Source organism: Desulfobulbaceae bacterium, assembly GCA_013792005.1.
Classification (GTDB): Bacteria; Desulfobacterota; Desulfobulbia; order Desulfobulbales; family VMSU01; genus VMSU01.
On record VMSU01000220.1, the window covers coordinates 1 to 16,231 of the forward strand.

The 16,231-nt window shown below is 47.6% G+C and carries 12 protein-coding genes; 3 read left to right on the top strand and 9 right to left on the bottom strand.

Going from position 1 to position 16,231, the window contains the following annotated elements; translation table 11 throughout:
* Nucleotides 1-100 precede the first annotated feature (100 nt).
* The 9 genes from FP815_14025 to glmS form a co-directional block, all read right to left on the bottom strand.
* On the bottom strand, nt 101-2,578 hold the full coding sequence (locus FP815_14025; protein MBA3016043.1) for a tandem-95 repeat protein: 2,478 nt from the start codon (nt 2,576-2,578) through the stop codon (nt 101-103).
* A gap of 506 nt (nt 2,579-3,084) precedes the next feature.
* On the bottom strand, nt 3,085-3,630 hold the full coding sequence (locus FP815_14030) for a hypothetical protein (protein MBA3016044.1): 546 nt from the start codon (nt 3,628-3,630) through the stop codon (nt 3,085-3,087).
* Nucleotides 3,631-3,741: 111 nt separating this feature from the next.
* Nucleotides 3,742-5,415 carry a PAS domain-containing protein gene (locus FP815_14035; protein ID MBA3016045.1) on the bottom strand — a complete coding sequence of 558 codons (1,674 nt, stop codon included), beginning with the start codon at nt 5,413-5,415 and terminating at the stop codon, nt 3,742-3,744.
* A 116-nt stretch (nt 5,416-5,531) separates the two neighbouring features.
* The gene (locus FP815_14040) at nt 5,532-6,839 is read right to left on the bottom strand and encodes a UDP-glucose/GDP-mannose dehydrogenase family protein (protein MBA3016046.1); all 1,308 of its coding nucleotides are present in this window, start codon (nt 6,837-6,839) and stop codon (nt 5,532-5,534) included.
* A gap of 21 nt (nt 6,840-6,860) precedes the next feature.
* A complete protein-coding gene (locus FP815_14045) occupies nt 6,861-7,868 on the bottom strand; it encodes an NAD-dependent epimerase (protein ID MBA3016047.1) in 1,008 nt (335 codons plus the stop codon).
* A gap of 99 nt (nt 7,869-7,967) precedes the next feature.
* Nucleotides 7,968-8,987: a Vi polysaccharide biosynthesis UDP-N-acetylglucosaminuronic acid C-4 epimerase TviC gene (gene tviC, locus FP815_14050; protein MBA3016048.1), complete on the bottom strand. Its 1,020-nt coding sequence runs from the start codon at nt 8,985-8,987 to the stop codon at nt 7,968-7,970.
* Nucleotides 8,988-9,027: 40 nt separating this feature from the next.
* A complete protein-coding gene (locus FP815_14055; protein ID MBA3016049.1) occupies nt 9,028-10,320 on the bottom strand; it encodes a nucleotide sugar dehydrogenase in 1,293 nt (430 codons plus the stop codon).
* Between the two features lie 50 nt (nt 10,321-10,370).
* Complete coding sequence (locus FP815_14060) at nt 10,371-11,330, bottom strand: NAD-dependent epimerase/dehydratase family protein (protein ID MBA3016050.1); 960 nt, start codon at nt 11,328-11,330, stop codon at nt 10,371-10,373.
* Between the two features lie 94 nt (nt 11,331-11,424).
* A complete protein-coding gene (gene glmS / locus FP815_14065) occupies nt 11,425-13,266 on the bottom strand; it encodes a glutamine--fructose-6-phosphate transaminase (isomerizing) (protein MBA3016051.1) in 1,842 nt (613 codons plus the stop codon).
* 361 nt (nt 13,267-13,627) lie between these two features.
* Here glmS and FP815_14070 point away from each other — a divergent pair, with 361 nt between their 5' ends.
* The 3 genes from FP815_14070 to mtnN form a co-directional block, all read left to right on the top strand.
* A complete protein-coding gene (locus tag FP815_14070) occupies nt 13,628-14,137 on the top strand; it encodes a hypothetical protein (GenBank protein ID MBA3016052.1) in 510 nt (169 codons plus the stop codon).
* 152 nt (nt 14,138-14,289) lie between these two features.
* Complete coding sequence (locus FP815_14075; GenBank protein ID MBA3016053.1) at nt 14,290-15,513, top strand: RNA-directed DNA polymerase; 1,224 nt, start codon at nt 14,290-14,292, stop codon at nt 15,511-15,513.
* The coding region (gene mtnN, locus FP815_14080) for a 5'-methylthioadenosine/S-adenosylhomocysteine nucleosidase (GenBank protein MBA3016054.1) at nt 15,510-16,231 on the top strand (722 nt) is incomplete at its 3' end. The genes FP815_14075 and mtnN, both read left to right, overlap by 4 nt.

The following is a 16,231-nucleotide window of genomic DNA, read 5'->3' on the forward strand; positions in this document are numbered from 1 at the left end:
ACTATACAAATGGGCCGATAACAAAGAAAATATACGAACTTCCGAGACTTCAGGTTCAGTACTGCTTGATGGTTGTTTGTTAACATGCTGAACTCAGCTACTACTTCACAGTCACCACGATAATTCCAGTTGAGGAAGCTCCATGACTATCTTTCACCGTATAAAAAAAGTTCACTTTTCCAACAAAACTGCTGTCTGCAGTGAAGGCAATATGCTCCTTCACAACCGCTGTCTTGCCATATTGAGGTTGCATTACAGAGGCTATCGTTAATACGTCCCCATCGACATCGGTATCGTTACCAAGAACAGGGATTAACACCGTACGTCTTTTCATAACCTGGGCATAATCGGCATTAACTGATGGAGGATCATTTACCGGCGCAATCGTCAGTGTCACTGTATTCTTCGAAGATAACTTCCCATCACTCACTTGATAAGTAATGGTATCCTGGCCATTGGCATTCGCCTTCGGAGTGTAACAAAATGTGCCAGTTTCTGCATTAGTGATTAATGCAAGACCTTTTGTGCCATTAGCCACGATGCTATAGGTCAACTTATCCCCATCGGGATCAACTCCTTCCATCTGCCCAATAGTCACCACATCTTCCAGGAGAGACAAACTAACGGCAACGGCAACGGGAGCTTTATTGCCAGATGTAACCGTTACCGAAACTGTAGCAGGACTAGAATCGACAGACCCATCATTAGCCTTAAAAGCAAAACTGTCTGAACCAATATAGTTGACCGCTGGAGTGTAACGAAACACTCCCGTGTTAAGATTATCAATGATCACGGTGCCATGTATTGGCTGTGTTGTTATGGAAAATTTCAGGACATCATTATCCGGATCAGAGCCCGACAAAGTACCAGCAGCAGTAGTATCCTCTTTCACGCTAAGAACCAGTCCTGAAACCAATGGCGCTGAGTTCACCTTCTGTATTTTAATAGAGACCAACGCCTCGTTAGAATCAGAAGTACCATCATTTGCCCTGAAACTAAAGGAGTCATCACCAAAAACTCCCGCCTTGGGCACATACGTAAAGACACCAGTTACCGAATTGGTAATCGAAGCCGTTCCCAACGTGCTCCCCTTAGTAATCCGGTACGTAAGAGGGCTTCCCTCTTTGTCACTGGCATTCAAGGTCGCGGTAACCGACTTATCCTGGGAAGTAGAAAGCGATGCATTCGACGCTACGGGCGGGGTAGTGTCCACCACTTGTATGACGATAGTAGATTGTGACTGCTCCCCACTGTTATCAATAACTGTCAAAGTAACAGTGTAGCTTCCTGGAAGCGTAAAAAGATGATCGACTGTTACGCCCTCAGCTGTCGCACCGTCTCCGAAATTCCAGGCATAAGAGGTTATCGTACCATCGGAATCAAACGATGTCCCTGCGGAAAAATGAACCCCTAACGGAGCGCTCCCTCGTGCAGAAACAAACAACCCTGTGCTGTCAAACGTCAAGGCACTAGATGGTGCGCTCTCCACTCCAGCTTGGTCATACGCAGTCACCCACAAACGAACCTTACCATTATCAACATAGTCCAGACAATCAGCTTGACGTGCGGCTGGATTGGGAACTTCACACACCTGCCGACCGTTCTGATAGAGTCGGAAACCGGCCAGTCCTGGGGCGGTTCCGGTGTACTCCCATTCAAAATGCAGGCTCCGCTTCTCTGTACTGGCAGAAATTGCTGCGACCGGCAACACGTTGGGTGGTTTAGGGGGATCGACAACAGTAATAATTATCTTATCAGTACCAGTTGCCCCTGCATTGTCCGTTACAGTCAAAACCACAGTGTAGTTGCCAGCCAACTTAAATTCATGCTCAACAATTTTTCCAGTCAGGGTCTCTCCATCTCCGAAATTCCATGCGTAATTGGCAATCGTACCATCCGCATCAGACGAGGTCGAGGCATCAAACCGCAGATTTGAAATCCCTTGTTGAATCTGAACCGCTGTGAACTTGGCGATAGGCACTTTGTTCGGAACTATTGGCGGGGTATTTACAGTAATAACTACCGATTTTTCTCCGATTTCGCCTTTATCATCACGAACAGTCAACAGAACTGCATATGTTCCAGGTACGGCAAAGGTATGATCAGCAAGCTCACCTGAACCGATATTACCATCTCCAAAATTCCAATCATAACTGGAAATAATACCATCAAAATCAGATGAACCACTGGCATCAAATGAAACCAGGAACGGCGCCACGCCAGCAGTTCCGTTGGTAGTAAAATTAGCCTGGGGAATATAATTACTGGTAACCGGATTTATTGCAGGTGGAGTCAAGACGTAAGGGGCCGACTGTGGACTTTCCACGCCATTGACGTCAACTGCTGTAAGGACAAAAGTCATCGGCGCAGTACCTATTTCGACATTACAATCCATTGTGGTAGCGATAGGATTATCACTGACACAAACCTTCACACCATCTTGATATAAGTTATACGAGGCAGCAACCCCGGAATAACTCAACTCCACATGAATCGTTCTCAAATCTGCTGAAGCAAACTCGGGGAAAATACCGAGAAATCCAAGTATCATACTCATAACAACTATTTTTCTGACCATAACACACCTCTACGCAGAAAATATCCCGGAGGATTATGTATCCTGCCATCCCCGCAGAACACCAGGAGGTTTTAACATTTTTTCATTTTTAAGTGAGATTACGTAGCAACTGCATTCCCATATTAATTGCAGTCCGGCATCATCATCTTGCAATAGAGGTGCCAAGTCATAGGCACACTGTCATCTCATTACTTTTAAAAAATTTAAATAATATCAAAATATTACATGTGATTTCCAACTTAACGAAATTTAAAAAAACGTCATTCAATAGATTTGACCAACAATTTTTTTTATGCCGACAAAACGAAAGTCATTACTCTTTGCTACCAAAAAATCTATCCACGTTAAATTCTCATTAAGGTATTATAGATACATACAAAGAAACGCGATTCCTGCCAAACGGAATTATTTTCTCCTTTTGCGGAAACGGCCATGCCAGACGACAAGAACAAAGAACCAAAGATAGGATGGAATCAAGAAGAGGAAGATCGAGAGAGGAGAGAGGACTAGGATGCAACCATGCGCTGCCCAAGGGCTTCAAATGTCTTTTTATCGGTAACAAGCAACCCAGAATGGAAAGCCCCAGATTGAGTTTTTCTACTCCAGCGAACCTCACCTTGTCCATCTAACATAACGGGAATTTCTTCATCCTGGCCAAAAACAAAGGTTACTGTTTTCCGAACAGGCAATGCAACCTTGGTCGATAATCGAATGCCCCCCCAGCTTAAATCAACCGCGAAGGCTTCATTGTCCAATGTCTCAGGGAATCGGCCATCTTGCCCGTATTCAACGATTTTCATAGGAATTCGTGCATCCACCCGACGATAACGACGACGACTGGCCTCAGAAGCTAATCCTAGCTGATCAGTACAAGCCTTAATAGCATTACAACCCTGAAGATAGTGACGACATTGGCCGAAATGACCAGTCATACATAATGAATGAATGTGATTGAGCATAGGAATATACAAGCCGTCATGTGTCATCAGACACTCATGCCTACTTTGAGCAAAATATGGGCAACAAATACCTTCCGCACCAGAACAACTCATCCCAACTCCTCAATCAATGTACAGACTTCAACCTTTCTCATCACAAAATAATTTCGCTACCGGATCAAACTTGCAACAAACACACCACAATTTGACACAGCAAAACAAAACCTATTTTTTCAAATTTTTTGCGGAGATATCATAACGCTTTATCTTATCATAAAGAGCCGTTTTTCCAACATCAAGATCGCGAGCGGCCTGCACCACATTGCCACTACTCCCCTCTAGCATATGAGTAATTATGTCGCACTCGAACCTGGCAACCAGATCCTTCAACGATCTCCCGGGAACAGAACTCACCATACGACTGAAATAGTTGTCCGCCCCCCCCCGCATGGTGTCATCAAAAACCAAATCATCCTCAGTGATCACCTTATGCTTCGCCACCAATACCGCCCGCTGGATCATGTTCTCCAACTCACGTACATTCCCTGGCCAGTCATGGAGAAGGAGTCTATCGATGACCTTACTGGGCAAGAAATCAATATCCTTTTTAAAAGCCTTCCGATAACGTTTAACAAAAAAAGTAGCCAACTCAACGATATCTTCTTTCCGCTCGCGCAGAGGTGGAATGGCAACCTGTATAATATTCAACCGATAATAGAGGTCCAATCGAAATTTTCCATCTTGGACCGCCTTCGACAAATCCGCATTAGTAGCAGCAACAACCCGAACATCCACTTGAACAGGGGAATTCCCGCCAACCCGGATCAACTCGCCACTTTGCAGCACTCGCAACAAGGTTGCCTGCATCCGAGGAGAGATATCTCCGATTTCGTCCAAAAAAATAGTCCCGTTATGAACAATTTCAAACTTTCCTTTTTGTCGTGAAGCCGCGCCAGTGAAGGCCCCTTTTTCGTACCCGAACAAATCGCTTTCCAAAAGATTTTCATGGATAGCATTACAGTTGACCTTGAGAAATGGTTTGTCATGACGGGAACTATGCGTTCTCAGCATGTCTGCAACCAACTCTTTACCAACGCCACTCTCTCCAGTGATCAAGATCGTTGCATCAGAATCAGCAACTTGATCCACTAAATCCCTGACTGCACGCATAGCTCGACTGCTGCCAATCATGCCATCATCCGGAACAGTAACCTTCATCTTCCTCTTCAGGACATTGACCTCTTGAGCCAAGCGCCGCCGCATTGTTTCACTTTCTTTCAATTCATTAATTTTGATTCGCAGGATGCCTTCAATATCATTATTAAAGGCTTTCAATTCTTCCTCCTGTCTCTTGAGGGTAGTGACATCCCTCATCAAAACCATCCTAAGCGTATCACCAGAGTACCCTTGAAACGGCACGACAGAAACCTCGACGTTCATATCCCCGACTTTAGCTGAGTTTACCCCCACAAAGACTTTCTCCTCGGCAAGGTCTGCATGAACAGAACACCCAGGATGACACCCTCCAGACATCCCACACAACACATCAACACAACGCTTACCGCGAAGATCACCCAGTAATTTCTGCGCATGCTGATTAACATACTCAATAACATGGTCATCGCGAACGAGAAATACCATCTGGGGCATCAGATCAAGCAATGCTCTCCAATTCTTCACCAACCGCTTCACTTCGGCTGTCGAAGCATTTGGATCATGTGTACTTTTGGTCGTATCCATCAAAACACCACGAATGATTGAGCCATCAACAAAAATTTCCATTACTATTTGGAAGAACCATCCAATAAAGTTTAGTTTGAGGCAGGGGTGCGCTGGCACACTCGCAAAAGCAACTCTGCTCCTTTCACAATAATTATCAAACACGTTTCTGAGCAACATTATGCGAAAACGTGTTTAGCCGTGACACCCCGAAAGAATCACGGCTAAAGCCACTCCCGATATTTACCCAAGGAGCAATTTACGGTCAAGTGCTGTTGGCAACTAAACTGGTTATATTATGACCGACCTACCCCCACATATGAAAAACCAGCTTCCCTCATCTTAACAGGGTCATAAACATTGCGCAAATCAATAAATATCGCAGTCTTCATAGCCTGTTTAATCCGAGTTAAATCTAAGGCCCGATACTGATTCCACTCCGTAAACAATACCACGACATCTGCTCCCTGGCAGGCATCATAAGCGGAATTTTTGTACATGAAATGTGGGAAAAACTCTGCCGCCTGCTTCATCCCCTGCGGATCATGTGCTTGTATTATTGCCCCTTTTTCATAGAGCGGAGGAAGGATTGTCAGAGCTGGAGAATCACGCAGATCATCAGTTTCCGGCTTAAAGGTGAGTCCCAAGGCAGCGATAGTCTTTCCTGATTCCGATCCCCCCATAGCGTCCCGAATCTTCTTGACCATCCTAGCCTTCTGAGCCGCATTGACCTCCACCCCTGCCTCCACGATTCGCGCCGCCACCCCGTGCTCTTGGGCAATACGGAGTAATGCAAGGGTATCCTTTGGAAAACATGATCCTCCGTACCCCGGACCGGGGTGAAGAAATTTCTGACCAATTCTACCATCCAGCCCCACCCCCTTGGCCAAATCTTTAACATCAGCGCCAACTGCCTCACATATCGTTGCCATCTCATTAATAAAACTGATTTTCACTGCTAAAAAGGCGTTTGCGGCATATTTAATCAGTTCAGCGGTCTCCAGATTGGTAACTACGAAAGGGGTAGAAAGTAAATACAGCGGATCATATATCTCTTTCATCACCCCGGTTGCTCTCTCCGACTCTGAACCGATCACCACCCGGTCAGGGCGCATGAAATCATTAATCGCCGCCCCTTCACGTAAAAATTCCGGATTTGAAACAACATCAAATTCGGCTGCGGGATTAGCCTCCCGAATGACCCTCGCCACCTGCCGCGCGGTCCCAACCGGCACCGTGCTTTTATCCACAACCACTGCGTATCCTTTCAGATGAGCCGCCAACTCGCGGGCCGCTGCATAAATATAGGTCAGATCAGCATAGCCATCCCCTCTGCGGGACGATGGAGTCCCCACGGCAATAAAAACCGCCTGCGCGGACTGGACCGCTGCCTTCATATCGGTCGAGAAAACCAGTCGCCCTTCCTCAACATTCTTCCGGACCAATACCTCAAGGCCAGGTTCATAAATTGGAATCTCGCCGTCCTGCAAAAACTTAATCTTATCAGTGTCTTTATCCATACAGATGACCTGATGACCAAATTCCGCCAGACACGCCCCGGTGACCAAACCCACATACCCTGTGCCAATCATGGTGATATTCATAAAGCTGTGCCTCTCCTTAGGCTATACGCCATAATATGGGCGATACCAGTCAACAAAACGACGCAACCCAACCTCGATAGAAGTCGAGGGTCTAAAATCAATGTCCCGGACCAAATCATCGACATTGGCATAGGTCTCCTTGACATCTCCGTTTTGCATCGGCAAAAAACGCTTCTCTGCCTTGCGCCCCAGGCGTTCCTCCAAAACCTCAATGAAGTAAAGAAGTTCCTCTTGCTGATTATTGCCAATATTATATATTTTATACGGGCACCAGCTGGTGCTCGGGTCAGGGTGCTCCCGGTCCCACGCCGGGTCAGGTACAGGTGGCCGGGCAATTATTCGCATCACCCCTTCAACAATATCATCGATATAGGTAAAATCTCGCTTCATCTTGCCATTATTGAAAACATTGATTGGCTTACCAGCGATAATCGCCTTGGTAAAAAGAAAATACGCCATATCGGGCCGCCCCCAAGGACCATACACTGTAAAAAACCTCAACCCCGTTACCGGCAGACCATAGAGGTGGCTATAGCTATGAGCCATCAACTCATTGGCCTTCTTGGTCGCCGCATAGAGCGATACCGGGTGATCGACATTATCATGCACCGAAAAAGGCATCCGAGTGTTGCCTCCATAGACAGAACTCGAGGAGGCAAAGACCAAATGCCCCACTCGAGAATGCCGACAACCCTCTAAGATATTGGCAAAACCAACTAAATTGGCATCGACATAGGATGCGGGATTGTCAAGAGAGTAACGAACTCCGGCTTGGGCCGCCAAATTAACCACAGCCTGAAACTGATTGCGGGCAAAAATATCCGCTATCAAGACCCGATCAGCAAGGTCTCCGTGAACAAATGTAAAATCTTGGCTGGTAATTAAAGAAAGGCGAGCCCGCTTTAGCTCAGGATCGTAATAATCGTTCAGATTGTCAATCCCAACAACCTGCCATCCCTCGGCAAGTAACCGCTGACTCAAAAAATAGCCAATAAATCCGGCAGCGCCAGTGACTAGTATTTTCTTCAATGGTAAACCCCGTTTATTATCATTGACAATACTGAGGACTCAAGAGAATCGAGAAAGAAATACCACTCCTTCCCGCTTGGCAGGATGTTTCGAAATCAGCTACAAATTCTCAATATACCATTGGGCTGCCAAATCAAGTCCCGCCTCAACCGAATACTCCGCCTCATACCCCAACAACTCCTTGGCCTTCGAAATATCAGCGAGAGAGTGGAGCACATCACCGGCCCGAAAATCCCGATAGGTGGGCTTCGCGGAGTAAGCCGCCGGAACAAATTTCACTACTCGCTCCCGAATGGCGTCAAATAACTCGTTCAAAGTAGTTCGTTCACCAAAAGCCACATTGTAGACTTGATTCACTGCCCGCTCATCTTCAACACAGGCTGCAAGAAGATTAGCCTGCACTGTGTTGTCGATATAACAAAAGTCCCGACTAGTCTCCCCAGTCCCGTTTATGAACAACTCCTGGCCATTGATCATCCCGGCAAACCACTTCGGGATAACCGCAGCATAGGCGCCATTGGGATCCTGCCGCTTGCCAAAAACATTAAAATAACGCAACCCTATCGTTTGCTGACCATAGGCTCGTGAAAAAACTGCGGCATACAGCTCATTGACATACTTGGTGACAGCATAGGGAGAAAGCGGCTGACCGATAATATCCTCTACCTTGGGCAAGCCTGGATGATCACCATACGTTGAACTAGACGCGGCATAGACAAACCGCTTCACCTTGGCGTCACGACTGGCGACCAACATATTGAGAAAACCGGTAATATTGTTCTCATTAGTGATAAGCGGATCTTCTATGGAGCGCGGCACCGAACCCAATGCCGCTTGATGTAGGACATAATCAACCCTGGAGCATGCCTGCTGGCAGGTATCAAGATTTCTGATGTCACCTTCGATCATGGCAAACCGCTGCCAACGGACAGGATCAACCGCCCCCCTCACCTGATCCAAATTATGACGATGCCCGGTCGAAAAATTATCAAGCCCAACCACAACCTGGTCGAGGTTAAGCAGCGTCTCCAACAAATTAGAGCCAATAAAGCCGGCCACTCCGGTGATCACCCATTTTTTAGGCGATGCCAGTAGCTGTGTTCGGATTGTATCGTACATATTTCTCCTTAGTTTCAAGTGACTAAAGGCCATTAATTTTTCATAGTCTCCAAAAATTGAGCCCCAATTTCTGGACAGCCTCGGTATCCAACACTGATTTAACATCAACAAGACAACCGTTAGACACCAAGGTTCCAGCCAATTCGTCAACGCTTTTGGCCAACAACTCTTTATGAGGCACAGCCACGATCAGGGCGCCCAAATCATGTAAGGCTTCCCACGAGCAAAGGGTAAGCCCATAAATCCGTTTAGCGTCGGCTGGATCGACCCTTGGGTCATACACTTCAACAGTCAAACCGTACGATTTGAGTTCATCTATAATATCAATTACCTTTGAATTCCGAAGGTCTGGGCAATTCTCCTTAAAAGTCAAACCAAGCACTCCGACCTTCCCTGTTCGAATCACCCCGGCCTGCATCATCATCTTGACTGTCTTTTCTGCCACGAATTTTCCCATCGAGTCGTTGATCCTACGCCCGGCCAGAATCACCTCCGGGTGATAGCCTACCGTCTCCGCCTTGTGGGTCAAATAATAGGGATCAACACCAATGCAATGACCGCCGACCAACCCTGGACGAAATGGCAAAAAATTCCATTTTGTGCCCGCCGCTTTAAGGACGTTTAGGGTATCAATATCCAAGCGATCAAAGATAATAGCCAGCTCGTTCATCAGGGCAATATTCAAGTCCCGCTGAGTATTCTCAATAACCTTGGCCGCCTCAGCCTCCTTAATGGTGTCGGTCACATAAACCCCAGCCTCAATAACCGCACTATATAAAGCGGCAACTGCCTCCCGGGTCGGGCCATCATCCCCCGAAACCACCTTGACGATTTTGGTTAAGGTATGCTCTTTGTCTCCAGGATTAATTCGTTCTGGTGAATACCCGACATGAAAATCTCTTTTCCAAACAAACCCAGACTGAGCCTCAAGAATTGGCACACAGACATCTTCAGTGACTCCGGGATAGACGGTGGACTCAAAAACAACCACCACCCCTTTTTTCATGTGTCTTCCCACCGTCGTTGAAGCGCCGACCACTGGACTCAAATCAGGTTGACGGGCAATATCAATCGGCGTGGGCACAGCCACCACAACAAAATCGGCCTCCTCCAACCGAGCAGGGTCCGCCGAAAACTCAAGATGAGTGGCCCTGGCAAAACCCTCAACATCGACCTCCTCATTAGGATCAATCCCTTGCTGATATTTATTGATGGCCTCAATTTTGACATCATACCCAATAGTCCGCATCTTCGTGCCAAAGGCAATCGCCAGAGGTAAACCAACATACCCCAAACCAACTACCGCCACCGTTTTTCCTGACAGATCAGTCATTGTTGCTATCCTTACCTAAATATTGTGTAGTCTCTCTTCAACGCTAGCCACTAACAACTAGCCGCCATCCGCCATTTCAGTGTCTCTTTCAGACCGGCTGCCAGATCGTAGGCAGCCACAAATCCAAGGATTGCCCGAGCCTTATCAACATTCAAACAACTCCGGGACAAATCCCCAGACCGAGCCTCACCCTTCAATGGCATCCGTAGCGCTTGATCCACCTCAGGCCGCACCTCTTTAATGGCTAAGTAAATCGCCTCGAACAGATCCAAGGTATGAGTCGCCACCGTAGTGCCGATATTGTAAGCCTCCGCACACCCTTGAGTCAGGGCCAACAGATTGGCCTGAACCACATCGCCGACAAAACAGTAATCACGGGTCATCCCTCGTGGCTCGTCGCTGAAATGATACACCGTGCATGGTTGATTATTCAGCAACCGATCCATAAAGATCGCCACCACGCCCGCCTCGCCATGGGGTATCTGGCGGGGGCCATAGACATTGGCGTAACGGAGCACGGTGTAGTCCAAGCCGTAGTGATGACGATAAAAGGCCAGGTATTGCTCGGAAACCGATTTGGTGATGGCATAGGGAGACAGCGGCACTGGCTGCGAGGCCTCGCTGGTCGGATACTCCTTGGCCTCACCATAGATCGCACCGCCCGAAGAAATAAAGATAACCTTTTTGACCTGAGTTGCCCTCGCTGCTTCCAACAGGTTGATGAAGCCCTTGACATTGACATCGGCATCAAAGGCAGGGTCCTCAACCGAAGCAGGAACCGACATCTGGGCCGCATGGTGGTTAATGATGTCAAATTTCTCCATGGCAAACATCGTCCGAACCTCAGCAGCCCGGATATCCATCAAATAAAACTTGGCCTTAGGATTGAGATTAACGAGTTTACCAGAAAAGAGGTTGTCGATCACCACCACCTCATGTCCCGCCTCGATATAGGCATCCACCACGTTGGAACCAATAAACCCGGCGCCGCCGGTGACTAGTATTTTCATTCATTACTCCTTGTTGTTATCTGGCGGCTCGCTCGTAGGTTGGAGTTAGGCCGTCAGGCCGTAACCCAACACTGATTGGCTCGGTTCCTATACCTCACTCCACAGTGACACTCTTAGCCAGATTCCTCGGCTGATCCACATCACAGCCACGGAGATTAGCAATCTGGTAGGCCAAAAGTTGCAGGGGAATCGTATACAGAATAGGGTTCAAATCTTCATGAATCTCTGGCAACTGCACGACATATTCGCCAATCTGGCGCAGACTGTCATCCCCTTCGCAACCGATCAAGATCATCCGGCCATTACGGGCGCGAACCTCTTCGACATTAGAGATCACCTTCTTGTAAACCGAATCCCTTGGCACCAAGGCCAGAACCGGCATATCCCGATCAATCAGAGCAATGGGACCATGCTTCAACTCACCAGCGGCATAACCCTCAGCATGGATATAAGAAATCTCCTTGAGCTTCAAAGCCCCTTCCAGGGCAATCGGAAAATTGGCCCCGCGTCCCAGATACAGAAAATCCCGGCTCCGAGAAAACTCCTCGGCAATCACATCCATCTCCGCATGAATCCTCGGCATCTCCTGCTCGAGAATGACAGGAAGGGTCACCAGCACATTACAGAGGGCGATGCTCTCCCCTTCCGAGATCGCGTCCCTTGCCTGCCCCAAGTAGAGAGTCAGCAAAAAGAGCGCGACCAACTGACTGGTGAAGGCCTTGGTCGAGGCAACACCGATCTCCGGGCCGGCGTGAGTGTAGATGGTACCATCCGCCTCCCGGGTTACCGTGCTGCCCACCACATTACAGATCGCCACGATCTTGGCGCCCAATGACTTAGCCAATCGCATCCCGGCCAAGGTGTCCGCAGTTTCACCGGACTGAGAAATCGGCACTACCAATACTTCCGGATCCAACAATAAACGCCGATAGCGGAACTCCGAGGCAATATCCACCTCTACCGGGATCCCCGCCCATTTCTCAATCCAGTACTTTGCCACCAGAGCCGCGTGCCAGGATGTCCCGCAAGCGACAAGAGAGACACGCTTGATCCCTGCCAACTGCACCTTGGTCAAACCAATCTCAGGCAGCATCACCTGGCCCGTCTCGGAATCGAACCGGCCCCGAAAGGTGTTGAGAATTGCCTGGGGCTGTTCGTAGATCTCCTTTAGCATGAAATGGCGATATCCCGCCTTCTCCGCCATCCCGGCATTCCAATCGATAGTCTTGATTTCCTTATCGATAGGCACACCACTATCAATATGCAAAACATGCCAGGAATCCTGTTGCAAAACAGCCATCTCTTGATCTTCAAGAAAAATCACCTGGTTGGTGTAAGGCAAAAGGGCCGGGATATCAGAGGCCATAAAACAGCCGCTGCCCTCTTTGACACCTAGGACCAACGGACTTTGATTACGAACCGCAACCAGGCGATCAGGTTGCCCGGTCCACATCACTCCCAAGGCATAGGAGCCTTCCACCCGGCGAACCGCTTTGCGAACTGCCTCAACCAAATCACCTCCACCCAGACTCTCCTCGATCAGATGAGCCAGAACTTCGGTATCGGTAGCCGAGGTGAAGGTATGCCCACTCGCCTGTAACTCTTCACGAAGCGAATGGTAGTTCTCGATGATTCCATTGTGCACAAGAACCAAATCCCCGGTGCAATCGCTATGAGGATGAGCGTTAGCCTCGGAAGGCGGACCATGGGTCGCCCAGCGGGTATGACCGAGCCCAATATGGCTATCGGTCAGAACCTCCTCCATCAACTCCTCAAGATTAGCCAGCTTGCCCTTGCACCGATGCTTTTTAAGCTTGCCCTCTTCCAGATAAACAATACCAGCGGAGTCATATCCCCGGTATTCCAGTCGCTTGAGACCTTCTATAATAATCGGCACCACCCTCCGCTTGCCAACATACCCAACAATTCCGCACATAATTTTCTCCTCGTGTCACAGCTAAAAATTTTCCTACAGATCAGCTTTATATGGTTCAACAAACTAGCATAGTTTGTCAAGACGGTTTTTAGACCAAAACGGGTTTCACTTCTTCTCTCAGACCTGAAAACCTTTGTAATTTTCGGGAGAATACCAGAAGAAAATATATGAGGACACATTTATTGCCGGTTCCAGATAATTTATGCTGAAACAAATCGCTTTCATCATCTTTCTTATCAGAGGAAAATAGCCGGGTAATCTTACTCAGAATACTTTTCCCCATCTTGTCGCCACTTGACTGGGCGGTTCCGTAGCCAAAAGTTTCTTACCCAAGTTCTTTCCATGGCCACATGACTTCACGATGCCCAGCGAAACCTTTTTATCTCTTGACATTGAAATACAAATAAATAATTATGTGTATAATACTAGCAAAATGATAACCAGACAGCCTGCCACCTCGACCGTTGACTTCATTCAGCAAAAAAAAGGTTGTGAGCATAACAAGATGAATAGACGAGTTTTCCTCAAAGTAGCTGTTTCAACGACAGCCATCGGGCTTGGTGGATTAGATGCTGCTTTAGCGCTAGTCTCCCAGTCTGGTAATTACAATATATGCAATAATTGCTCTGCGGCAAACATTAAAACATGGTCCAACCTACCTTTTAACTCTCTTCAACCCACTCGATATTGTTATGGCTGTGGCATCAACATGTCAACAGCCCAATATGACATTCAATGCAACGAGATTAAATCCAAAGGGGTATGTTCGTGCGGGTTTACCTTCAATTGCTGTCAGGTGCCCTTCGTCAACCCTACCTTATTAACAAAATCAACAAAACCAGCTTTTATGCTGTCAAAACTCCATTTTTGATGCCGGGGCTTCTATTTTTTTAGAGTTTTTGTATAGCGCTACGCTATGCCTGCCCGATACTTGCTACGCACGGGGGTCAGCTAACCGACCCCCGATAATAAGTAAAATAAGCCCCGGCATCAAATTTCATTCCTTCATTCTCATGGTTTGTAATGGCACTCTGCACAAAGCAAGAGACATACCTTAACAACTTAAAAACCATCAACACCCAAGCTGGTGTTGAGCCGGATCTCGTCGATATCATTGTGGCCTACGCTCGTTTACGGCTCGAAAGAAACCTCGCTATAACCTTCTATCAGGAGGGGATTGAAAAGAAAACCACCAAATACCCCTCCCTCAGAACGATCATTGACAAGAACCAAGAGGCGGACCCTCGAGCGCTTAATTTTCTCGCCGCCTATTATCTGGAGATGGATCGCAGAAACCTACTCTGCATTTTCAACCGCCAGCACCTTGCCGTTACGCTCGGGGTGTCAATCTCCAACCTTGAAAAGCAGGCTTCGACTGCCTCGAGCAAGTATTCTCATTTTTTCGCTCCCAAGAAAAGCGGCGGGCAACGCGAAATATTGGCACCACACCCAGAACTCAAGGCACTGCAAAGAAAAATCCTTGATTCCCTGCTTGATAAAGTCCCTCTCAATGCCCACGCCGAAGGGTTTCGCAGAAAACGTTCAATCGTGACCAATGCGCAGCGACACCCTGACAAAAAAATCGTCATAAAAATAGATATCAAGGACTTTTTCCCATCGACAACAGCCAATCGCGTTTTCGGAATGTTCGCAGCCCTTGGATATCCCAAAAACATCGCTGCAATCCTTACGGATCTGACCACCTATCAGGGACGACTGGCAACTGGCGCACCTACCAGCCCGGCAATTTCAAACATCCTCTGCCGTCGACTGGACAAACGCTTTGCCCGACTGGGTCAAGCAAATGATTTTTCGTACTCACGATATGCCGACGATCTGACAATTTCTTCCAACCACCCAAAGGTCACAACCATGATACCCTTCTTCCGACAAATTGTCAGCGAAGAGGGGTATACAGTGAACGAAAAAAAACTGAGAATCATGAGGAGCGGCAGCAGACAGCAGGTGACCGGTATTGTGGTCAACCAAAAGCTCAACATCCCCAGACACGAAATTCGAAAACTGAGAGCAGTGATCCATAATTGCAAACAAAAGAGCCTTAAAGTCGAGATTCACAAATGGGCTAAACTCGAAAAAAACCATCCAAACCCTACACTGTACACAGAGGATGATTTTGAGAAATCGCTCTCGGCAAAAATCCATTTTGTGAAAATGGTAAACCCTAGCGCAGGAACAAAATTACTCGTCGACTTTAAGTCCCTTGGGTTAAGAACTGTGGTCGCGTGAAATATTATTTAACAATATCAATATGTTGTATACTTATTTTTGCCGTAACCGCGATCAGCCATGCTGATATCGGCATTATTGTCGCCCTAAACAGTACAGTTGAAGACTTAAAAAAAGCAGCCGACATAAAGACAGCAACCAAAAAATCCGGCCGAGACTTTTTTGCAGGAACCCTCGGGGGAGAACGGATCATCTTGGTCAGATCTCCCATGGGCAAGGTTAACAATGCCATCACAGCGCAAACGCTCCTCTCATGTTTTCCTGTCGATGTTGTTTATTCCATCTCTCCTGCTGGCGCCTTGTCGGAAAATTTTGGAATTGGTGATGTGGTCGTTGTTACCAACGCATTCCAGCATGATTTTGGCACCATCAAACCGTATGGTTTTATCTGGTCCAAAGTCCCGACCAGCACGGACGCAACAAACCAACAGGGGGAGGATGATACTCTTGACCCAAGCTTAATTACACCTGTCCTGAATGTCTGGAAAAAGATGAAAACACACCATAAGATGGCAATCGGAATCCTCGTTTCTGGCGACCAGTTTATCGCCAGCCGAGACAAAAACGAGTGGTTGGAAAAAAAATTCGCCGCCAGTGCGGTCGACATGGGAGGGGCGGCCATTGTTCAAACATGCCTCGCGAACCAGGTCCCCTGCTGCCTTCTCCGAATCATTACCGACGAGGCTGGGGTTGAAGCTAGAGGCGATTTCAATGCATC